This is a genomic window from Streptomyces aurantiogriseus (assembly GCF_014649375.1).
GTDB lineage: Bacteria > Actinomycetota > Actinomycetes > Streptomycetales > Streptomycetaceae > Streptomyces > Streptomyces aurantiogriseus.
In genome coordinates, this window is sequence record NZ_BMSX01000005.1 from 32,018 (window position 1) to 52,676 (window position 20,659).

Sequence of the window (20,659 nt, forward strand, 5' to 3'; positions counted from 1 at the left end):
TTGCCGACCCGGCGCGAGGTCGGGGCGGCAACCGGTGTGGGCTACCGCGTTGGGTCCGCCGCCCTGAAGGTGTGGTGGGCCGGGGCCGCGACGAACGGCTCTTCGCCAGGGAGGTCGATCGTCGCCCGCGTGCGCGGACGCCCGGCCGCGCGTCTCGATCACCGTCGGCCGACGGGCAGACCGTGCCGGGCCGACGGCTCCCCCGGACGCACCAACACACTGCAACGTCCTGTCACGTCGTCCAGAGTCAGTCCAGCAGGGGCAGGTGTCAGTCCAGGGTCAGGCGGTCTCACGGGTGCCTTCGTGTTCGATGCCCAGCTGCTCGATGGCCGAGGTCATGTGCGCGTGCAGGATCTCCTTGGCCGCCGCCGCGTCTCCGCGTGCGATCGCGTCGGCGATGGGCGCGTGGGAGGTCGCGGACATGGCTACATCACGGCGTTCGCCTGCGGCGCTCATGATGACCACGCGCATGGGTCCTTCGAGTTGCCGCCAGGTCTTCAGGAGTATCGAGTTGCCGGACAGTTCACACAGCAGGAGATGGAAGCCGAGATCGGCCTCGACCTTCGCAGTCAGATCCGCGCCTGATTCGAAGGCGTCGTGGAGCTTTTCCAGGGCCTTGCGCAGGGCTTCGGCTGCTTCCTGCCTACGCGGTGACGCGATGATCTGCGCCACCGCGAGCCCCTCCAGCGCTTCCCGGACCTGGAAGAGTTCCCGCACTTCGGTGGGGGTCAGCTGGGACACGCGCAGCATGCCGCGTGCTCCCGCGGTGACGAGCCCTTCCTGCTGGAGGTGGCGCAGTGCTTCGCGCACCGTGCCACGGCTCACCGACAGGTGCTCGGCGATCTCCACTTCGCCGAGGTGGTCGCCCGGGCGGTACTGGCCGGTGGTGATGGCCGTCCGCAGGGCCACGAGCGCGCGCTCCCGGAGGGTCTTCGAGCGGGTGAGACTGGAAAGCGCCTGACCGGACACGGTCGAACCCTCCTTCGACATCACAGAGCGATCATCTTAGCCCGCACAGCGGCCATCTGTTGACAGTCGGCAGTCTGCACCGATTCCCGCCGTGCGGGTTGACACGTCTTGCCGCCGGGCTCAGCATCGACTCTCGACTGTTAACAGTCGACAGCCAAGAGTGGCAGCCCCGGGACGGCTGGCCCGCCTACGATCAAGGAGGATCGGCATGGCTGAGTTCAAGGCGCCGCAGCAGGCGGCGCAGGGGTCGCCGGAGCGTCTTCGAGTCGCCGTCGGATGCGGGGTCGGCGCGACCATCGAGACCTACGACTTCATCGGCTTCGGAACAGCCGCGGCCCTCTACTTCGGCGACGTGTTCTTCCCCGACTCCGACCCCCTGTCGGCCACCCTGCTGTCCTTCGCGACGCTAGGAATCGGCTTCGCCGCACGGCCGCTGGGCGGCATCGTCGCCGGTCACCTCGGGGACCGGATCGGCCGTAAGCCCGTACTGGTCGGTTCCCTTCTGCTGATGGGCATCGCGACCGTGCTGATCGGGTGTCTGCCGACCTATCAGATGGTCGGGATCTGGGCGCCGATCCTGTTGGTGGTCGTCCGCGTGATCCAGGGGCTCGCGTTCGGCGCCGAGTGGGGCGGCGCCATCCTGATGACTTTCGAGCACGCCCCGTGGCGACGGCGCGGCCTGTACACGGGCATCACGCAGGCCGGATTCCCGGTGGGGCTGCTGCTCGCCAACCTCGCCTTCCTGCTCAGCCGGCACACCCTGGACGACAACTGGGCCTGGCGTGTGCCGTTCCTGCTCAGTGCCGTCCTCATCGCCGTGGGCATCTTCATCCGGCTCAAGATCGACGAGTCGCCCCAGTTCGAGGAGCTCAAGGAGTCGGGCGAGGTCGTCAAGAACCCGCTGCTGGAGGTCATACGGGAGGACTGGCGCAACGTGCTGCGGGCGTTCTGCCTGCGGATCACGGAGACTGCCGGGTACGCCGTCTCGGTCACTTTCGTCCTGTCCTACCTGGACGACGGCGACGCTCCCGACGTCTCGGGCACCACCAGCCTGACCGCCCTGGTCACCGCCGCCGCCCTCGGCATCGCCGCCACCACGCTCTGGGGCCGCCTGTCGGACCAGGTCGGCCGCCGCCCGGTCTACCTTTTCGGCTGCGCGGTGAGCGTCGTATGGGGCATCCCGCTCTTCCTCCTCGTCAACACCGAAGCCGCGGCACTCATCATGATCGCCTTCGTGATCAGCTACGCCGTCTGCCAGAACTCGCTGGCCGGTGTCCAAGGAGCCTGGTTCTGCGAGCTGTTCGCCACCAGGACCCGCACCGCCGGAACCTCCCTGGCCTACCAGCTCTCCGCCGTGGTCTCCGGGTTCACTCCCATGATCGCCACCGCGCTCTACTCCGCCACCGGATGGATCGGTCCCGCGGTTCTCTTCAGCTGCTACGGGGTGCTGGGCCTCGTCGCGACGTTGGTGACACGCGAGACGTGGGGCGAGCACGAGCGCCGTGAAGCCGACCGAGCCGTCACCGCATCCGCCGAACCCGCCCTCCCCGCCTCCCGCTGAGAGACGCCGCCCACTGGTCAAGAGATGAGGATCAACGTGATGTCCACCCAGGCGCCCGAGACAGGGGTGTCGTTCGCCCGGCGCGTCAGCGCCCTGAAGGACTCCGCCTACCGCATCCGCATACACGCGCTGGACATGGGAGAAACCCAGGGCCAGGGCTACATCGGACAGGCACTGGGCGTGGCCGACATCCTGGCCGTCGTCTACAACGACGTCCTCAACCACCGTGCCGACGATCCGGAATGGCCGCAGCGCGACCGGTTCCTGCTGTCGATCGGCCATTACGCCATCGCCCTGTACGCGGCGCTCGCCGAGGCCGGCGTGCTCGACGTCGGCGAACTCGCCACCTACGGAAGCGACGACTCACGTCTGCCCATGTCGGGCATGGCCTCCTACACACCCGGCATGGAGATCTCAGGCGGCTCCCTGGGCCACGGCCTGGGCGTCGCCACCGGCATGGCGCTCGGCCTGCGCCACCAGGGCAGCGACGCCCACGTCTACAACCTGCTCTCCGACGGCGAACTGGACGAGGGCTCCACCTGGGAGGCGGCGCTCGCCTGCGCTCACCACGGGCTGGACAACGTCACCGCCATCGTCGACGTCAACGCCCTCCAGGCGGACGGCCCGACCAAGGGTGTGCTGCGCACCGAGCCGGTCACGGCCAAGTGGGAGGCGTTCGGCTGGCACGCGATCCGGGTCGACGGCAACGACGTCGAGGCGCTCGTAGCGGCCTTCGACAGCCTGCGCGAGCACCGCGGATCGCCGGCCGTGCTCATTTGCGACACCCGGATCGGATGCGGCGTACCGATGCTGGAGACGCGGGAGAAGGCGCACTTCATGCGCGTCGAAGAACACGAATGGCAGCTCGCCCGCGACCAGCTGACGGAGCGTCACCGAGCGGAATCCGGCTCCGCCCACGCAACCACGCAGGGAGAGGGACCCGTTCGATGAACACCTCAGCACCCACCCAGGCCCCGAAGCGCAAGCTCACCACCTCCGCGATGATCGCCTCGATCGCCGAAGAGGGGCAGCGCACCTCCAAGGCCCCCTTCGGTCACGCGCTGGCCCGGCTCGCCGACGAACGCCCCGACGTGGTCGGACTCTCCGCGGATCTGGCCAAGTACACCGACATGCACGTCTTCCGCGAGGCCCACCCCGACCGCTTCTTCCAGATGGGCATGGCGGAACAGGTCATGCTCGGCGCGGCCGCGGGCCTGGCCGAGGTGGGCCTGACCCCGTTCGCCTCCACCTACTCCGTCTTCGCCACCCGCCGCGCCTACGACTTCCTGTGCCTCGACATCGCCGAGCCGCAGCTGAACGTCAACGTCGTCGGCGCCCTTCCTGGCCTGACCACCGGCTACGGCCCCAGCCACCAGGCGACCGAGGACCTGGCCATCCTGCGTGGCATGCCCGGTCTGACGATTGTGGACCCCGCCGACTCGGTCGACATCGAACAGGCCGTCCCCGCACTGGCCGCCCACCCCGGCCCCACCTACATGCGGCTGCTGCGCGGAGCCGTCCCCACCGTCCTGGACGAGTACGACTACACCTTCCGCCTGGGACGCGCCGCCGAACTGCGCGGCGGACGCGACGTGCTGTTCATCTCCACCGGCCTGATGACCGTCCGTGCCCTGACCGCGGCCCAGGAACTCGCGCACGACCACGTGGACGTCGCCGTCCTCCACGTACCGACGATCAAACCGTTCGACCGCGAAACGGTGCTACGGGAGACCGCCCAGGGACGCCTCGTCGTGACCCTCGAAAACCACAGCGTCGTCGGAGGCCTCGCCGAGTCCGTGGCGTCCTGCCTGGCCTTCGCCCAGCAGACGGCACGCATCGTCCCGATCGGCCTCCCGGACGAGTTCCTCGCCGCGGGCGCACTGCCCACCCTCCACGACCGCTACGGCCTCTCCGTCGCCGCGATCAAGGAACGCGTCCGCCGCGAACTCTGATCCCTGTTCCTCCCTCTTCCCTCTCCTCAGGAGAACCGCATGTCCACCGAGCACACCCCCCGTACGGCCGTCGTCACCGGAGCGGGCTCCCGTCGCGGCATCGGACGTGCCACCGCGCACGCTCTGGCCGCCGCCGGCTACCACATCGCCGTCCTCGACCTGGACAAGGAGGCCGCCGAGGACACCGCCCGGGAAGTCGCTGCCCGGCACGGGGTGCAAGCCCTGGGACTTGCCGCGGACGTCACTGACGCCGACGCCGTCGACGCAGCAATCGGGGAGGCCGAAGCCGCCCTCCCGCCGATCGGTGTCCTCGTGAACAACGCGGGGATCACGTCCCCGACCCGCTTCCTCGACGTCACACCCACCGAGTGGGACAAGCTCTTCGAGGTCAACGTCCGGGGGAGCTTCCTGGTCACCCACCGCGTGGCCGCCGGCATGGCCGAGCGCGGCTTCGGCCGCATCGTCTTCCTGTCGTCCGTCTCCGCCGAACGCGGCGGCGGCGTGTTCGGCGGAGTGGCCTACTCGGCCGCCAAGGCCGCCCTCCTGGGCTTCGCCCGCGCCCTCGCCCGCGAACTCGGCCCGTCCGGAGTCACCGTCAACTCCGTCGCTCCAGGCCTGATCGACACCGACATCACGCAGGGCAAGCTGGACGAGGAGCGCAAGGCGGCCATGATCGCGGACGTTCCGGTACGCCGCATCGGAGGTGTCGAGGACGTGGCCGACGTCATCGCCTTCCTCGCACGGCCCGAGTCGGGCTATCTCACCGGCGCGACGTACGACGTCAACGGCGGATCCCACATCCACTGAGGAAACCTCGGGCACCCCTGCCGACGGCACCCTCCCTCTGCGCGAACCAGTTCGGAGGGTGCCGACCGCTCAGCTCGTCACCAGGGAACCAAGTCGTGCTTCATGCGCCGGCCGAGCACGGGATGGTCCCGGCGCCGATTCACATGTCAGGCTGCCGGCCGTACCAGGCCGGACTCGTAGGCGTAGGTAACCGCCTGGACGCGGGAGTGGGCCTGGATCTTGGCGAGGATGTGGCTGACGTGAGACTTGACGGTGGTCGGGGCGATGGACAACCGGGCGGCGATCTCGGCGTTGGACCAGCCCGAGGCGACGGCGAGGAGGACGTCGCGTTCGCGTCCGGTGAAGGTGTCGGGCCCGATGTGCTGCTCAAGGGGGTGGGGGGTGCGCTGTTGGCGGACGGCGTCGATGAGTGCGCGGGTCAGGCCGGGGGTGATGACGGCGTCTCCGGCGGCGACGATGCGGATGGCGGCGGTGAGTTGGTCTGGGTCGGCGTTGTCGAGGAGGAATCCGCCGGCTCCGGCGCGCAGCGCGGCGCAGGCCTGTCCCTCGTGGCTGGTTGGGGCCAGCACCAGGACGCGGGGCGGAAGCCGGACCGCTCTGGCGGAGTCGGGGGCGTCGGGGAGAAGGCGTACGGGTCGGGTGATGCGTCGGATGGTCTCGATACCGGCCGTGTCGGGAGGAGGGGTGGCCAACAGGACGACGTCGGGACGGAGTGCGGCGCTCAGGCGGACCGCTTCGGCTCCGCCGGCTGCTTCGCCGACGACGGTCAGGTCGGGCTCGGTGGTCAGGAGCATTCGGAGGCCGAGTCGCTGCAGGGACTGGTCGTTGACGATGAGTACGGAGGCCATGCCGGTCGTTCTCCTTGCCGGGTGTGAGAGATGCGACGTCATCGGCGAGGGTGCTTGAGGCGCCGGGCCGAGGCGGCCCGCCGGGTTTGCGGCGGGCCGTCGCGGAGGGTGGGGGCGGTCGCGGGCCGGTCGGGGTCTTACATGTGGACGACGGGCGCTGCGTCGGGGTCCTGGGTGGGTACGCCGCGGCGGTACAGGACGACGCTGATGACCAGGCCGACGGCGAAGAAGACGGCTGACCACCAGTAGGCGGTGGAGTAGCCCTCAAGGCCGGCCTGCGCCTGGACGGCCGGGTCCGCTGGGTTCTTGCCGTCGAGGTAGTCGGTGACGGCGCTGGAGAAGAGGGTGTTGAGCAGGGCGGTGCCGAGGGAGCCGCCGACCTGCTGCATGGTGTTGACCGCGGCGGAGGCGACGCCGGAGTCCTCGGCGGCCACACCCGCGACGGCCAGGCTCATGGCCGGGGCCATCACCAGGCCGAGGCCGAGGCCCGCCACGACCAGTGGGGGCATGACGTCGGTGGCGTAGCTGCTGTTCAGGTCGAGGGTGGTGAGCCAGACCATGGCGGCGGCGGCGAGACCCATACCCAGCGGCACGATCGCCTTGGGGCCTATGCGGGGGATCAGCGCGGTGGTGGCCAGGGTGGAGGCGACCATGAGGCCGGCGACCATGGGCAGGAAGGCCAGGCCGGTCTTGATGGGCGTGTAGCCCAGGCTCTGCTGGAGGTAGTAGGTCAGGAACAGGAAGACGCCGAACATGCCCGCGCCGGTGATCAGAACGGAGATGAAGGAGGCGCCGCGGTTGCGGTCGAGCAGGACGCGCAGGGGCAGCAGGGGGTGGGCGGCGCGAGTCTGCCACCAGGTGAAGACCGCGAGCAGGATGGCTCCGGCGAGGAGGAAGACCCAGGTCTGCGGGGAGCTCCAGTCATGGCTCTCGGCATTGGAGAAGCCGTAGACCAGGCAGAACAGGCCGCCGCCGACCAGGATGGCGCCGGGGATGTCGAGGGTGGCGGACTTGTCGCGGGTGGTGCGCTGGAGCAGGAGCACGCCGCCGACGAAGGCGGCGGCCGCGAAGACGAGGTTGACGTACAGGGTCCAGCGCCAGTCGAGGTACTCGGTCAGCACGCCGCCCAGCAGCAACCCGATGGCTCCGCCGGCGCCGGCGATGGCGCCGAACACGCCGAAGGCCTTGGCGCGTTCCTTGGCATCGGTGAAGGTCGTGGTCAACAGGGACAGGGCGGCCGGGGCGAGCAGGGCACCGAACACGCCCTGCCCGGCGCGGGCGACGACGAGCATCTCGAAGCTGGTGGCGGCGCCGCCCAGGGCCGAGGCGCCGGCGAAGCCGACCAGGCCGACCAGGAAGGTCATCTTGCGGCCGAACAGGTCGGCTATGCGGCCGCCGAGCAGGAGCAGGCTGCCGAAGGCGAGGGCGTAGGCGGTGACGACCCACTGCCGGTCCCCGTCGGAGAAGCCCAGGTCCTTCTGGGCCGAGGGCAGGGCGATGTTCACGATCGTCGCGTCCAGCACCACCATCAGCTGGGCCACGCCGATGACGACGAGGATCCACCAGCGGTGGGGAGGCGGTGCGTCGGCGGACGGGAGGGCGGACACGGTGGCCGCGTCCGTCGTGTCGACGGGGGTTCGAGGCATGAGGAAGTCTCCAGAGCCGGAAGAACGGATAGGGCGGTTGGGCAGTGCGGGGGCAGGCAGGAGGGTTTTGTGGCCGAGCCGTTGTGCAGCGGCCGTGGACGGCTACTGTCCGCCGGTGAGCTCGACGTAGGTGGTGCCGGTGACCGGGCGGTGGTCGTAGGTGCCGGTGACGGCGGCGCTGCCTTCGTAGCGGGGCCCGGGGACCGTCAGTTCCTGGTCGTTGGCGTAGACCTTGACGTTGAGCTTGGCGTGCTCGCCCGGGATGGTGACCTTCCAGCGCGTGGGGTACTTCTTGCCGGTGGTCGGGCTGGTCCACAGGGTGGACTCGTCAGGCGTGAGGGTCGCCTCGGCGACGGTCTGCGTGCCGTCGGGCTTCAGGACGGTCGCCCAGGTGTTCTCCTTGCTTTCCTTTGTCTTCCAGAGGCTGACCTTGTCGCCGTTGGACAGGTTGAGGTTCATCCAGGACCACGAGGCCTTGCCCGAGGCGATGTCGGGAAGGGGGCCCCACTGGTGGTCCAGCCAGGCCTGCCCGCGGACCTTCTCGGTGCGGCCGTGCAGGGTCAGCGTTCCGGAGGTGTCCATGGTGGGGAAGGCGTACTCGTAGTTCGCGTACTTCGCGTCGCCGAACATGGGGAAGTACCCCGTCCCCATGTTGTAGAGGACGTTCCCCTGCGGGCGGAACGTGACGTCGATGGTCCCCTCGGGGACCTTGGCGCGCAGCTTCTGCTCCTTGGCGTCGCCGGTCCAGGTGATGTTGTCGGTGTGGATGTCCACGCCCTGCTTGTCGGAAAGGCCGGTTCGGGGCGGGAGAGCGATCTCCGACTTGGTGTACCAGCCGGTGTCCTCGTCGATGATCGACACGGTTGAGAAGGTGCGCCCCTGCTTGGCGTCACCGGAATTCAGGTGGTTGGCCATGAATCCGTACCGGTGACCCCCGGCGGTCACGTGCGCGGTCACGTACCAGGACTCGTTGAGCCGGTCGGGGTTGGCGGTGAGGTCCGCGGCGGGGTCGACGGCGACCGGAAGACCGGTCTGCCTCAGCCCCTGCCCGGAGGCGGTGGTCGCGGTGGCCGATCCTCCCGCGGCCAGGGTGAGCGAGGCGATGAGCGCGGCGGCGACGGCGGTCGCGCCGACGGTGGTCTTGCGCATGGAGGCTCCTTGTGGAGGTGTCCTGCTCGGGTGCACGTATGGCTCAGATATGTACGAAACTGTTTCGTACTCCCATTGGATATACGGATGGAGGGAACGTTGCCGCACGGGAGGGGGGCGCATGACGAACGCCCGGTCGAGCCGCGCGGCGACTCGACCGCCAAACTGGAGAAGCGATCTCCAGTTGCGGTCCACCCTAGCAGCAAAACTGGAGAAGTCATCTCCACATGCGGGATACAGTGGATCCATGAGCCGCAGGATCGACCCCACCCCATCCCCGGAGCCACACCCGAGCCCCCTTCGGGCCGACGCGGAACGCAACCGGCTGCGCATCCTCGTCGCCGCCCGGGAAGTCTTCGCCCAACGTGGACTCGATGTCACGATCGACGACATCGCGCGTCACGCAGGCGTCGGCGTCGGCACCGCCTACCGCCGCTTCGCCAACCGCGAGCAACTCGTCGAAGCCGTCTTCGAAGAGGGCGCGGAGCATCTCATCGCCCTGGCCGAACAGGCGCTCACCCACGAAGACCCCTGGGACGGATTCGTCCAGTTCTTCCTGGCCACCGCCGAGGACTTCGCCGGAGACCGCGGGCTGAGGGAAGCCTTCCTGGAGGGCTTGCATGGCAAGATCCGTGTGGCCGCAGCCCGGGACCGCCTCATCCCCGCGGTCAGCGCCCTCATCGCACGCGCCCAGCAGGCCGGCCAGCTCCGCGGCGACCTTGAATCCACCGACTTCCCCCTCCTCCAGCTCATGCTCGGAGCCGTCACCGAGCACAGCCGAACCGTCGCCCCCGCCGTGTGGAGGCGCTACCTCGTCCTCCTCCTGGACGGCCTGCGCCACGACCGGGACCATCCGACTCCCCTGCCGCATCGCGCTCTCGACAAGGACGAGTTCGACCAGACCATGGCGTAAGGCCCGAACGAAACCGCTCAAGGGTGCTTGCGATCAAGCCCTGCCCCAGCCCGCCGGAAACGCCGGGCCGGAGACCGCGCGTCGCCGCGGGCATGCTCAGCTATGCCCGTCCAAGAGTGCGCCAGAAGGCGCAGTGGTGTTCGGCCGCGTAGTCCGGCATGGTCGAGACGTTGTCCGGGCTGAGCTGCACGGTGCTGTTGCCACCGCCCTGGTACGTCGGCCAGTCGGGTTGGCCGTGGCCGTTGGGGTCGCCCCGCCCGGTGAACGTGGCCCAGTACCGCATGATCCTGGATGGAGCCGACCGCACGGACGGGATCCGGGTGCCGGATCTCCGCGCCCCGAGGGCTGGGCAACAGCCCGATGAAGCGGTCGCGCAGGTCCGTGTAACCGGCAGCCCACCTCCGCGACCGCCCTGTCATCCAGCGGCAGGCCTTCCCAGCGCTCCGGCTCGATGAGGCTACGGTGCGCGGCCGTCATCCGCTCCTGAAACCTGCTCTGCGCGGCACGCAACAGGTCGTCCTTGCCATCGACGTGGGTGCAGACGGAGCCGACGGACACCTTGGTCGGCGTACACCTTCGCCGCCAACAACTCCAACGTCGTATCGAGCACCAGGCCGAACGAGCGCCGGCTTCGCTCCTGCTGGGGAGCACGCACGTCAACCGCCGCGGAGTGCCGTCGGGACGAAGGCGGCCCCCCACGTTCTACGCCCCCCTGCCGCGTACTGGTCGCGCGCGTACGGACAGCCCGGCTCGGTGTGAGTCCGGAGGGCTCGCGGCACCGTCGGACCCATCCCATGACCTCATGCTGCACCGCGGCCACCGATTTGGGTCGGAACCATGGGCTCGTCATGTTCCGATCCTCCGGTTCCGAAGCGAAAGAAGCCTCTGCGGCGAGGATGCACCGCCTTTCTCCGCTCGGAGTGCAAGGACCCCTCAGGCGTTCCGTGCCTGCCAGGCGCGCACGTAGGCGCGGCCGTAGTCGTTGCCGTGCGGGGTGCGCAGCACGGTGTGGATGTGGAACGGCTTGGGGGTGTCGTAGTCGAGGAAGACGCCGCAGTGGTGGTCGAGTTCGGCGATCAGCACCGGCGACTGAAGTCGGTAGTAGAAGACATCGCCCACCTCGTGCCCGCCGATCCAGCAGAACCAGGTCTCGTCGAGGTGGCCGCGGATCTCGCGCACCCGGGCCGCGCGGGGACCGTCGGGCAGCAGGGACACGAACGACTCGGCGATCTCCAGGAGGATCTCCCGGGCCTGCTCGGGCATGTCCGCGGCCCGCAGGCCCTCGAGGGGGATCACCCGGTTGTCCTGGAAGGCCCCGGCGAGGTGCCGTTCGTCGCCGGGGTGGATGCGGCCGGGCGGCATGGCGGGGTCGACCATGTGCTCGTACACGGTCGCGGTGGCGCGCTGGTCCTGCGGGAGCGCGGCCATCAGGTCCGTGCCGAGCCGGATCCGGTCGGTCAGGGCCACCTTGCCGGCGTGGGGACCGTCGTCGATCTCGTTGGGTTCGGCGCCGAGGAAGACGGGGCTGACGACCATGCGCCCCTCGACGACCAGGCAGTGGACGGCGCAGTGGTGGCCGAACAGCTGCCAGCCCCACGGGACGGTGGGGTCGGGATTGCCGTAGAGCGCGAAGTTGTAGCTGAACTCGTTGAGGATGCTCTGCAGACCCACGACCTCGCCGAGGAAGCCGTTGATCAGCATCATGTCGTGCACCAGGCGGAAGCCGTCGGGGCTCAGCGAGGCCTCCACCAGGGCGAGGGCCTTCTTGCGGACCTCCGGTGGCTGGAACTCCAGGCGGATACCGGTGTCGAACTGCAGGAACTCCGGGTTGGCCCAGGTCTGCCACTCGACCCCGTCCACCGGGTGGCACAGCTTGGCACGGGCGTCCTCGTCGAGCGCGGCCAGCAGGTCCCGCGCCGCGGCGACCATGTCGGCGACGGGTGCCTCCTCACCCGGGCGGGCCGGCTCCCAGGCGTGCACCTCGGGCCGTGGCGTGCCGTCCTCGCTCACTCCACGGAAGTCGGCGAGCTGCAGGGGTTTCCAGCCACGGATCAGCCCGCCGGTGAACGGGTCCGCCTTGGCCGCCTCCCGGTATGCGTAGGCGTCCAGGCCTCTGATCGAGGACAGGCGCGGCGAGTTGGACGGGTAGAGGTACGTGCGGTACTCGGCTGATGGCATGACGGCTCCCCTGACCCCGTACGTTCAGTCGGTGTGGTTGTGGCGCGCGACGGCCGCGCGAACGGCGTCCTCGTCCCCGGCTGCGATCGCCTCCACCAGGTCGACGTGGATCCGCAGCCGCCTCGCCCGGTAGGCGCCGGCGTCCCGGTCGTCGGTGCGCGCGGTCGATGACGTGAGGTGGCCGAGCGTGCCGACGTAGACCGCGCGGGCCATCGCGTTGGGGCACAGTTGCGCGATGCGCTCGTGCAGCGCCCAGTTGGCCCGCATGAAGGCGTCCCAGTCCGGCGCGGCCGCCATGTCGTCCAGGCAGGCTCGCAGCGGCGAGATGTCGCCCGCACCCGCGCTCCGGGCGGCGCCGACGGCGACGAGCTCCTCCAGATGGTTGCGGAGCTCGATGGCGTCCGCGACCGCTCCCGGCTCCCCCACGACGCTGAGCAGGGTGTGACGCAGCCGCACGACCGGACTCTGGTCAGCGACGAACAGTCCGCCGCCGCGACCGGGGCGAATCTCGAGCACCCCACGGTCACGCAGGAGCCGGATGGCCTCGCTGACCGTGGCGCGTGCCAGACCCGACTCCTGCCGGACCTCCTCGATGGTGCCGATCGCGGAGCCGGGACTCAGTCCGCGGACGCGGTCTTCGAGGGCGCCGGCGAGTTGTTCGGCCCGTGTGCCGCCGGGAGCGCTCAGGCCGGCCAGCAGGGCGCGGTTCTCGGTAACCATAACGGCATTCAATCATAAAGATTATAACCTTTAGAAGTTATGGCGTTACTGTCTTCCCCGAGCGGAGAAGTGCGGATGCAGATCGTTGGAGTGGCGTACGGCGACGAGGTGCGGGTTGCGAACCTGTCGCCGGACGGTGAGAGGCTCACCGTGGTGGCCGGAGTGCGGGAGTTCTGGGCCGAGCCCGAAACATGGCTGGCCCGCCAGCCGACCGGCGAGGTGGTGCCCGTGGGTGAGGCGCGCCTGGTGCCGCCGGTGTTGCCGGAGGCACAGATGCTGTGCGTCGGTCTGAACTACCTCGAACACGCCGCCGAAGGGTCCTACCGGGACCAGGAACTGCCCGAGCACCCCACGCTGTTCGCGCGGTGGACGCGGTCGCTGACGGTCGGCGGGGCCGAGATACCCGTGCCCTCCACCGAGGACGGTCTCGACTGGGAGGGCGAGATCGTGGCCTGGGTGGGCCGGAGGCTGGCGGACGCGGACCCCGCCGAGGCGCTCGAGGCCGTGGTCGGCTACTCGACGTTCAACGACGTCACCGCGCGGCGGGCGCAGAAACTGACCTCCCAGTGGATCCTCGGGAAGAACGCCGACCGCTCCGGCCCGCTGGGCCCCATGGTGCCCGCCGGCGAGGTGGGTGACCTGCGGGACGGGCTGCGAGTGCGGACGCGGGTCAACGGCAGGACCGTCCAGGACGCCTCCACCAGCCAGATGATCCACCAGGTGGGCGAGACGCTGGCCCACATCTCGCGCACCGTCACGCTGCACCCGGGTGACCTGCTGGCCACCGGCACCCCGTCCGGTGTCGGCTACGCCCGCACACCGCCCTGGCTGCTGCGGCCCGGCGACGTGGTGGAGGTCGAGGTCGAGCGCCTCGGGATCCTCCGCAACACGATCGTGGGCGGGGAGCACCGCCGGAAACCCCCTCTCAGGGATCCGCTCGATTGAGGACAACGGTGTTCCTGGGGTCGTCTTCGGGCGGGAGCAGTGCTCTCTCCCCGGCAGGACAAGCGGGTTGACCCGGTTCCGGACGCGGGAAGGCCGCTCGCCGCCTGTGGATCTCGCGCGGTCGCCTCGTGGTCGACGTTGATGGTCTGCAGGCGGACCGCGCGGAGGAAGCGTGCAGGTTCCGTACCAGGGCGTGCTCAGCTACTTGAGCCCAAAATCCGAAGTGGTGTCGAAGGACGCGTGCGCCGGCCGGACCAGCTGGCGCCCTCACTACGATGACAGGGGGTCCACCACCAAAGGAGAGAGCGTGAGTGAGTCGTCGGACACTCGGCAGGGAATGCAGTCGGTGCTGCGATCCCTCGATGTCCTCGAGGCCGTGGCCCTGTCACAGCCCGTCGGTATCAGCGCCCTCGCGAGGTCGCTGGGAATCCCGAAGGCGACGGTCCACAGGATCTTGCGCACTCTCGGCGAGGCCGGCTGGCTGGCCCCGCAGGGAGCACCGGGAGAACAACGCTGGGTCCTGACTGCCCGGGCGCTCGCGGTCGGAGCAAGGGTCATGACTCAGGACGACCTCCGGGAACGAGCCCGCCCCGTCCTCGAAGATCTCGGCCGACGAACCGACGAGAACATCCACCTGTCCGTCCCGGACGGCGAGTCGCTGGTCCTGATCGACAAGGTGCCGTCCACCCGGCCCGTTCAAACGGTCGCGCAGGTCGGCGAGCGGGTTCCCATGATCCTTACGGCGTCGGGCTGGGCCTACCTCTCCCACCTCCCGGTTTCGGAGCGAGTCGCCCGAATCCCGCCCGTCGTCGATCTGGCCACCGGCACACGCCTTACCCGCAACGAGGTTCTCGCCGAGCTTGAGGCCGTCGCGGGACGGGGCTTTGCCATCAACCCGGGGCGGTGGCGACCGGACGTCTCCGCGATCGGTTCGGCAATCACCGATCGACAGGGACAGCCCGTGGCCGCCCTGTCGATCTCGTTGCCCAGCTACCGACTCACCGATGATCTCCACGAGCCGTACGGACAGTTGGTGATGGAGGCGACTGCGCGGATCTCGGCGGAACTCGCGCGCCGCTGACGAAGCCCGACGACTGCCAGGTGCGTACCGGACGTGCTGGGGCTTCCGGCCGGTGGAGCGACAGCGCGCGCCGGGCGTCGCAGCCGGGCGAACGTCGTCCGTGCGACTCGTCGGGACATGCCTCATGACTCGAAAGAGGGAGGAACAACAGGGCAGTTGGTCAGCAGTGCGGGCATGATCACCAGGTCGATGTAGCGCGTCGCGTAGTCCATGTCGAGGAAGGCGCCCTCGGTCAGCGGCCGGGCCATCAGCGCGACGAACATCAGCTGCGGCAGGAACTCGGCGGCGGCCGGGCGGGCGGCCAGTTCACCGCGCTGGACGGCCCGATCCACGAAACCGTCCAGCGCGGCGGACTCGGGTTCGACGAGCGACGTGCGCATGGCCGATGCGAGTTCCGGGTCGATGAGCACGGCGTGGGCGAGCGCCGCCAACAACTCGGTGTCCCGCTGCACATCCGCCACCAGTTGACCGCACAGGGCCAGCAGGTCACCGCGCAACGTGCCGGTGTCGATCGCGCCTGTGTCCACCCGCCGCGTGGCGTACAGCGCCGCCACGATCATCTGCGGCTTGCCGCGCCATATGCGGTACAGCGTGGCCTTGCTACAGCGGGCCCGGACCGCCACCGCCTCCATGGTCAAGGCCTCGTAGCCGACCTCGCGCATCACGTCGAGGGCGGTGGTGAGCAGTTCGACCCACCGCTCGGCCGTCATTCGCTTGCGGCGGATCGGCTGGTCCGGCATACGAGGGCCTCACCGATTACTCATGGCAGAACTGACCCGGTCTGCGATGAAGGTCTCGACGAGATCGACGAATTTCTCTGGTGTGGTGTTCTGCAGGTCATGCCACCCGCCAGGAATCAGGCGGAACTCCCCCTCGGGCAGGACGGTGCAGAAGGTCTCCTCCTGGGACGGCTTCAGGATCTCGTCGTCGCTGCCCAGCAGCCCCAGCACCGGGATCCCACGCTCACGCACGACGGCGATCGCCTCGGTGGCGTCCGTGTCCGGGGGCGTCTGCTGGATCATCCGCATCCGGTTGGCCATCTGGTGGGTGACGTAGCCTGGCGTCGCCCAGGGCTTGTTGGGGTGTATGGCAGGAGCGCCTGTCGGCAGGGGGCGCATGTCTTCAGGTCGGCTCGGCGCCATGGACGCTTCGAGGATGATGCCCTGCACCCGGTCCGGGATCCTCGCGGCCATGTGCAGCGCGTTGGCGCCGCCCATGGAGGTTGCCAGCAGGACGAACGGCCCGTCGACGAGATGCCCGACCGCCTCGGCCAGCAACGCCCCGATCTCGCTCTGGGGCATCGGCCGGGACACGTCCGTCCGGTCCCCCCAGCCCGGGGGGTTGATCTCCACGACCCGGTACCGCTCGGCCAGGCGGTCCTTGGCGGTGGACATCTCCAGGCCGGCGGAACCGGGCAGTGACACGATGGTGCCCAGGGGGGCCGCGGGGGCTGCTTCGGCGTAGTGGAGGGTGAATCCGGCGACCGGGACCGTCGCCCGGGTGAAGGCGGCTCCGGGCCGCCGGACGACGGGTGGCAGTGTGGCGGAAGAGGCAGGTAGTTCGGTCTGTGTCAGCGCGGCGGCCAGGGCGTCGATGAGTGCGGGGAGGTCCTCCGCCGTCGCCGCGGTGCCGAAGAGGTAGAAGTCCGGGCGGCTGAGGTAGGCGACCAGACCGTGGTCGTCCAGGAATCTTCGGTAGGTGCCGTCGACGTCCTCGACGTGGTCCGGACCGAGGACTACGACATGAACGCCCAGTCGCTCCAGCGGGTCGGTCTGGGCCGGCGTGAGCGACTCCGCGACCGGGATCCGGCTGACCAGCTGGAAGCCGAAGCCGACGAGGTCGTCGAGCAGCCCGCTGCGCTCACCGATACGGACGCGTCCCTGCGGGCTCAGTGAGCCGGCCAGCGGAGCCAGGCTGCCCTCGGCCACACCTTGAAGGAATCCGGTCGTGAGCGTCGGCATCGGCGGGAGTGGCACCTCGCCGGAGCGCAGGAAGGCGTCGCGGGCGGCGGCCTTGGCCGGGTCGGATTCCGTGGTCAGGGTCCACGTCATCAGCGAACCCTGGATGAGGGGGGCGACGTGGGCGAGCCGCTCCGGGCCGTAGCTGTCGAGAACCGAGTCGCAGGCCTTGCCGTCGAGCACGAGGTCGAGACGCCACGCGAGGTTGATGGCATCCCGCATCGCGCTGCACGATCCCTGCGCCATACCGGGGGTCATGAGATGGGCTGCGTCACCGCCGATGAAGACGTTGCCCACCCGCATCCGGTCGGCGATCTCGGAGCGGAACCGGTAGGTGACATGCCGCGTGATGCGCACCGACTGCGGGCCGATGCCGGTCTTGTCCTGCAGGAAGCCCAGTGCGTGCTCCTCGGTGCGGACCTCGGCGGGGTCGTCGGGGAGCAGCCTCATGTCGATGCGGCATCGCCGGTCGCCGTTCGGGCCCCAGTAGTAGGCGCGGGGGCAGTCCAGGTGGATCTCGGTCGATGGGGTGGCGACCTCGGGATCGATGATGTCGAAGTCGGTCAGCAGCCACTCGTCGTCATGGTGATGGATCACGTCCATGCTGATGCCGACCGCCTGCCGGACGAAACTCGATCCCCCGTCCATACCGACGGCGTAGCGGGCGTTCACGCGGATCGGCTCACCGTCCGCGGTCCTGGCGGCGGTGACGACGACCCGGTCACCGAGGTCCTCGACACCAGTGGCGGGCGCCCCCCAGTAGACCTGCGCGGAGGGGCAGTCGTCGACGCGAGCGTGCATGGCGGTTTCGATGTTGGGCTGGTGGAGGCTGAGGTGGAGAGGGTGGCCGCACACCGTCCTGCTCCAGTCGTCCACGAGAACCGGCTTGCCGTCGGCACCGTAGACGCTGCCGGTCACCTGGGGCAGGGAGTCCTTGAGCGCTTCGGCGGGGTCGGCGGCGTGTTGCAGGACACGGGCGATCTCGCCGTCGAGCGTGCTCATCCGGGGCAGGTTGTAGGGGGCCGGGAACTTCTCCAGCACGGCCACCTTGTGGCCTCGCTGTCCCAGGAGGGAAGCCAGCACGGCACCTCCCGGCCCGTACCCGACAATGGCGACGTCGACATTGATGTCCATAGCGGCTCCTGGTGTGGCATGGGGAGTCACGGGATCCCCGCGGCCCGGGGCTGGCGTGACGTGCGGCTCAATGACCGCCGACGCCTGCGGTGTCCGGACGGGTGCGCGCGGCAGGCGGTCGGCGAGGGTTCAGGTGGGAGTCGGTCTCCTCAGGTACCGGGCTTCCACAGCAGACGGCCGTAGTCGTTGCCGTTGGGCAGCCGCAGGATGGTGTGGATGTGGAAGCGGGCCGGGACCGGATTGGTCAGAAACATGCCGGCGTGGTGGTCGAACTCGACGAGCACCACCGGGCTCTGCACCCGGTAGTAGAACGGCTGCTCGTCGTCGACGCCGCCGATCCAGGTCAGGTACGTCTCCGGAAGGTGCGCACGCACCTCGCGCATGCGGGCCGCCCGTGGGCCTTCGGGCAGCAGGTCGCTGTACTGCTCGATGACGGCCAGCAGCAACTGCTGCTGTTCGCCGTCGAGTTCCGTGGCGCGGATGCCCTCCACCGGGATCACACGGTTGTCCTGGAACGCGCCCGCGAGGAACCGCTCCTCCACCGGGTGCACCCGTCCTTCCGGCATCCGTGGATCACGCACGTCCGGGTAGCTGCGAGCCAGGGAGAGCTGTCGGGGAGTCAGGCTGTTGACGAACGACAGCCCGACCTGTTCCCGGACACCCAGCGGTCGGACGCCGGCCTCCGGGCCGACGTCGGTGCTGTCCGGCTCGGCACCGAGGAAGACCGGGCCGATCACCATCCGGTCCCCCGCCACCAGCGCGTTGACACACACATGGTGCCCGTACAGGTGCCATCCCCACGGCTGGTCCAGGGACGGTTCGCCGAAGACGGCGAACTGGTAGCTGCCGGGATTCATGACCCCGGTCATGCCGGTGAGCTCGCCGAGGAAACCGTTGAGCCTCATCAGATGGCGCACCACGGTGTAGCCCTCTTCACTGAGGGTCGCCCTCACCAGCCCCAGCAGCGCATCCGTAGTCCGGTCCGACACTTCCTCCAGGCGCAGGCCGTTGTCGTACAGCAGCACCTCGGGGTTGCTCCAGGTCCGCCACTGCGGGGCGTCCAGCGGGTAGGTCAGCCGCTGCCACTGCTCCTGCGTGGTGTGGCGGCGGATCTCCTCGACCGCGCGGAGCATCGCCCCGGTGGGCGGGCGTTCGGCGTCGGGGACCGCCCCGAGGTCGTAGACGCCGTGGCGGACGCGGCCGTCGGTGGTGATGCCGACGTACGGTTCGTCCGCGCTCTCGCGCCACTGGCGTACCACCTCGGCGAGCACCGGAACGCTCAGCCGGGCGTCGGCGTACGTCCGAGCCGTGTGCTCGTGCAGGCCGGCGACGCGCGGGTCGTCGGGGGCGGGAACGTAGCGGCGGAACCGCGTGGCGTGCTGCACGTCGGTCTCAGGCGGTTTCGGCATGATGACTCCTTCCGACGACGCCCAGCTCGGCGAGGTCGTCAACGGCGTCGCGGTCCGGCCCGAGGCCGGCCGGCAGCGATTCGGTGCCCGTGTCGGGTGCGGGGAAGCTTGTCTCGGCGAGTTGCCCGCCGGTGGTCCCGGTGACGGACTTCAGGCCGCTGTACGGGACGTCGCTGCCTCGTACCGGGGAGCGCGCGATGTCGGCGCGGGCGGGGGACTTCATGTCGACCGCGAGGTTTCGCAGGAAGGCTGGGCTGGGCTCGGCGGACTCCGTTGTCGCTGTCATTGCGCCCTTCGTTTTGCGCGGTCCGCATTATGGACCAGTGGACCGTGATAGGGACCTCCGGCAAACCTAGGCCCGCCGTTCCAGAGGCGTCAAGCAGGTGGGAAGGATGCCTCTGAGGCCCGCGAACCTGGGCACTGCGACACCGCAGGCTCGACCCCCCGGAGAAATTCAGGCCATGCCCATACTCGAAGCGACAGTTCACGAGAACGTGGCGGCGCGAACCGGACGGGCGAAGGACCTGCGCGGCCTATGCGCGGCTGCCCCCCGAGCGGTCTCGCGCCGGATCGCGCCCCGCACGGCCTTGCTGGGCGTAGGCCCTCGGCAGGTCCTTCGTGATCGTCGGGAGTTCCGGGATCACACCCGGCTCGCGGCGCTACGCGTCAGAAATCGAGCACGGTGGTGAACTCGTGGGAGCGGTCCGCCAACACGGGAGCAGCCTGGCCCACCGCGTACTTCGTGAAGTGCGGGTATTCGCCGTGCGCCTCCTGGTGAACGACGTACGCCTGGCATCCGGGTTCGGCACGAGTGGCTGGGACCAGTTTGGCCAGGGCTTCGCGGACGACGTCCTCCTTGCCGGGCTGGGCCGTCCAGGTGGCGGAGATGGCGATGGCCATGGGAGGTGCTCCTCAGTGCTTCCCTGTACAGGGGTGCGATTACGGCGGCCCCGACGAGGCCGTCGGCGGTCAGACTGTCGAGGTGGCGATCGCGGCGCGGGGACAGTCGGGACAGGAGGTCATCGACGAGCACGGTCCCCCGTTCCGCCCCGGATACGCCCCCGAAGAGACCGATGTCGGGACGCGTGAGGGGTGTGGAGGCGTCGCGCTGGCCGACGAACCAGCCGCCCGGGCACGGGGAACTTCTGGAAGCATGTCGACAGGGCCGGCTCTCGGGCAGAGGCCGCTCCCATGACCCGGAACGGCGTCGACACCACCCCAGGAAACTCGACGGCGCTTGACGCGGAGGCGGTCACCGCAGCGAAGTCGTCCGATCCCTGCACCACTCGGCGCGAGCGGGGTCGACACCCGATCCTGAGGGCAGTCGCTTTCGGCCGAGACGCACTGTTCGTTCCCGAGTCGACCACTCCTCAGGCACGCAAACGGCAC

19 protein-coding genes are annotated in these 20,659 nt (G+C 69.5%); 7 read left to right on the forward strand and 12 right to left on the reverse strand.

Annotation, left to right across the window (positions count from 1 at the left end; translation table 11 throughout):
* Window positions 1-279: 279 nt before the first annotated feature.
* The gene (locus IE263_RS12495; RefSeq protein ID WP_189935454.1) at window positions 280-969 is read right to left on the reverse strand and encodes a GntR family transcriptional regulator; all 690 of its coding nucleotides are present in this window, start codon (window positions 967-969) and stop codon (window positions 280-282) included.
* Between the two features lie 208 nt (window positions 970-1,177).
* Here IE263_RS12495 and IE263_RS12500 point away from each other — a divergent pair, with 208 nt between their 5' ends.
* Genes IE263_RS12500 through IE263_RS12515 form a run of 4 tightly spaced genes read left to right on the forward strand, consistent with a single transcriptional unit; the run spans window position 1,178 to window position 5,289 of the window.
* Entirely contained in the window at window positions 1,178-2,530 is a 1,353-nt protein-coding gene (locus tag IE263_RS12500) for an MFS transporter (RefSeq protein ID WP_189935455.1), read from the forward strand.
* Window positions 2,531-2,569: 39 nt separating this feature from the next.
* Window positions 2,570-3,481 (forward strand): transketolase, encoded by a 912-nt coding sequence (locus tag IE263_RS12505; RefSeq protein WP_189935457.1) that lies wholly within the window; start codon window positions 2,570-2,572, stop codon window positions 3,479-3,481.
* Window positions 3,478-4,482 carry a transketolase family protein gene (locus tag IE263_RS12510; RefSeq protein ID WP_189935459.1) on the forward strand — a complete coding sequence of 335 codons (1,005 nt, stop codon included), beginning with the start codon at window positions 3,478-3,480 and terminating at the stop codon, window positions 4,480-4,482. Before IE263_RS12505 ends, IE263_RS12510 begins: the two co-directional genes overlap by 4 nt.
* A 39-nt stretch (window positions 4,483-4,521) precedes the next feature.
* Window positions 4,522-5,289, forward strand: coding sequence for an SDR family NAD(P)-dependent oxidoreductase (locus IE263_RS12515; RefSeq protein WP_189935461.1), 768 nt, complete (start codon window positions 4,522-4,524; stop codon window positions 5,287-5,289).
* A 146-nt stretch (window positions 5,290-5,435) separates the two neighbouring features.
* Here the strand turns inward: IE263_RS12515 and IE263_RS12520 are convergent, their stop codons facing one another.
* The 3 genes from IE263_RS12520 to IE263_RS12530 all read right to left on the reverse strand — a co-directional run bounded on the left by IE263_RS12520 (window position 5,436) and on the right by IE263_RS12530 (window position 8,932).
* Window positions 5,436-6,137, reverse strand: a complete 702-nt coding sequence (locus IE263_RS12520) for a LuxR C-terminal-related transcriptional regulator (protein WP_189935463.1) — start codon at window positions 6,135-6,137, stop codon at window positions 5,436-5,438.
* A 137-nt stretch (window positions 6,138-6,274) separates the two neighbouring features.
* Window positions 6,275-7,783: an MFS transporter gene (locus IE263_RS12525; protein ID WP_189935464.1), complete on the reverse strand. Its 1,509-nt coding sequence runs from the start codon at window positions 7,781-7,783 to the stop codon at window positions 6,275-6,277.
* Between the two features lie 102 nt (window positions 7,784-7,885).
* Complete coding sequence (locus IE263_RS12530) at window positions 7,886-8,932, reverse strand: lipocalin-like domain-containing protein (RefSeq protein ID WP_189935466.1); 1,047 nt, start codon at window positions 8,930-8,932, stop codon at window positions 7,886-7,888.
* A 247-nt stretch (window positions 8,933-9,179) separates the two neighbouring features.
* Between IE263_RS12530 and IE263_RS12535 the strand changes: the two genes are divergently transcribed.
* Window positions 9,180-9,845 carry a TetR/AcrR family transcriptional regulator gene (locus tag IE263_RS12535; RefSeq protein ID WP_189935469.1) on the forward strand — a complete coding sequence of 222 codons (666 nt, stop codon included), beginning with the start codon at window positions 9,180-9,182 and terminating at the stop codon, window positions 9,843-9,845.
* A 100-nt stretch (window positions 9,846-9,945) separates the two neighbouring features.
* On the opposite strand, the gene IE263_RS12540 is transcribed toward IE263_RS12535, so the two are convergent.
* The 3 genes from IE263_RS12540 to IE263_RS12550 all read right to left on the reverse strand — a co-directional run bounded on the left by IE263_RS12540 (window position 9,946) and on the right by IE263_RS12550 (window position 12,743).
* Window positions 9,946-10,128: a carboxylesterase family protein gene (locus IE263_RS12540; RefSeq protein ID WP_189935471.1), complete on the reverse strand. Its 183-nt coding sequence runs from the start codon at window positions 10,126-10,128 to the stop codon at window positions 9,946-9,948.
* Between the two features lie 650 nt (window positions 10,129-10,778).
* Window positions 10,779-12,023 (reverse strand): DUF3500 domain-containing protein, encoded by a 1,245-nt coding sequence (locus tag IE263_RS12545; RefSeq protein ID WP_189935473.1) that lies wholly within the window; start codon window positions 12,021-12,023, stop codon window positions 10,779-10,781.
* A 24-nt stretch (window positions 12,024-12,047) separates the two neighbouring features.
* Window positions 12,048-12,743 (reverse strand): FadR/GntR family transcriptional regulator, encoded by a 696-nt coding sequence (locus IE263_RS12550; protein WP_189935475.1) that lies wholly within the window; start codon window positions 12,741-12,743, stop codon window positions 12,048-12,050.
* 75 nt (window positions 12,744-12,818) lie between these two features.
* Here IE263_RS12550 and IE263_RS12555 point away from each other — a divergent pair, with 75 nt between their 5' ends.
* On the forward strand, window positions 12,819-13,688 hold the full coding sequence (locus IE263_RS12555; RefSeq protein WP_189935477.1) for a fumarylacetoacetate hydrolase family protein: 870 nt from the start codon (window positions 12,819-12,821) through the stop codon (window positions 13,686-13,688).
* A gap of 337 nt (window positions 13,689-14,025) precedes the next feature.
* Complete coding sequence (locus tag IE263_RS12560; RefSeq protein WP_189935479.1) at window positions 14,026-14,769, forward strand: IclR family transcriptional regulator; 744 nt, start codon at window positions 14,026-14,028, stop codon at window positions 14,767-14,769.
* 122 nt (window positions 14,770-14,891) lie between these two features.
* Here the strand turns inward: IE263_RS12560 and IE263_RS12565 are convergent, their stop codons facing one another.
* From IE263_RS12565 to IE263_RS12585, 5 genes are all read right to left on the reverse strand, one after another.
* On the reverse strand, window positions 14,892-15,509 hold the full coding sequence (locus tag IE263_RS12565) for a TetR/AcrR family transcriptional regulator (protein WP_189935481.1): 618 nt from the start codon (window positions 15,507-15,509) through the stop codon (window positions 14,892-14,894).
* Window positions 15,510-15,518: 9 nt separating this feature from the next.
* Complete coding sequence (locus IE263_RS12570) at window positions 15,519-17,861, reverse strand: bifunctional 3-(3-hydroxy-phenyl)propionate/3-hydroxycinnamic acid hydroxylase (RefSeq protein ID WP_189935483.1); 2,343 nt, start codon at window positions 17,859-17,861, stop codon at window positions 15,519-15,521.
* A gap of 149 nt (window positions 17,862-18,010) precedes the next feature.
* Complete coding sequence (locus tag IE263_RS12575) at window positions 18,011-19,270, reverse strand: DUF3500 domain-containing protein (protein ID WP_189935485.1); 1,260 nt, start codon at window positions 19,268-19,270, stop codon at window positions 18,011-18,013.
* Entirely contained in the window at window positions 19,254-19,556 is a 303-nt protein-coding gene (locus IE263_RS12580; protein WP_189935487.1) for a hypothetical protein, read from the reverse strand. Before IE263_RS12580 ends, IE263_RS12575 begins: the two co-directional genes overlap by 17 nt.
* Window positions 19,557-19,936: 380 nt before the next feature.
* Window positions 19,937-20,170 (reverse strand): putative quinol monooxygenase, encoded by a 234-nt coding sequence (locus IE263_RS12585; RefSeq protein ID WP_189935489.1) that lies wholly within the window; start codon window positions 20,168-20,170, stop codon window positions 19,937-19,939.
* Window positions 20,171-20,659: the final 489 nt, after the last annotated feature.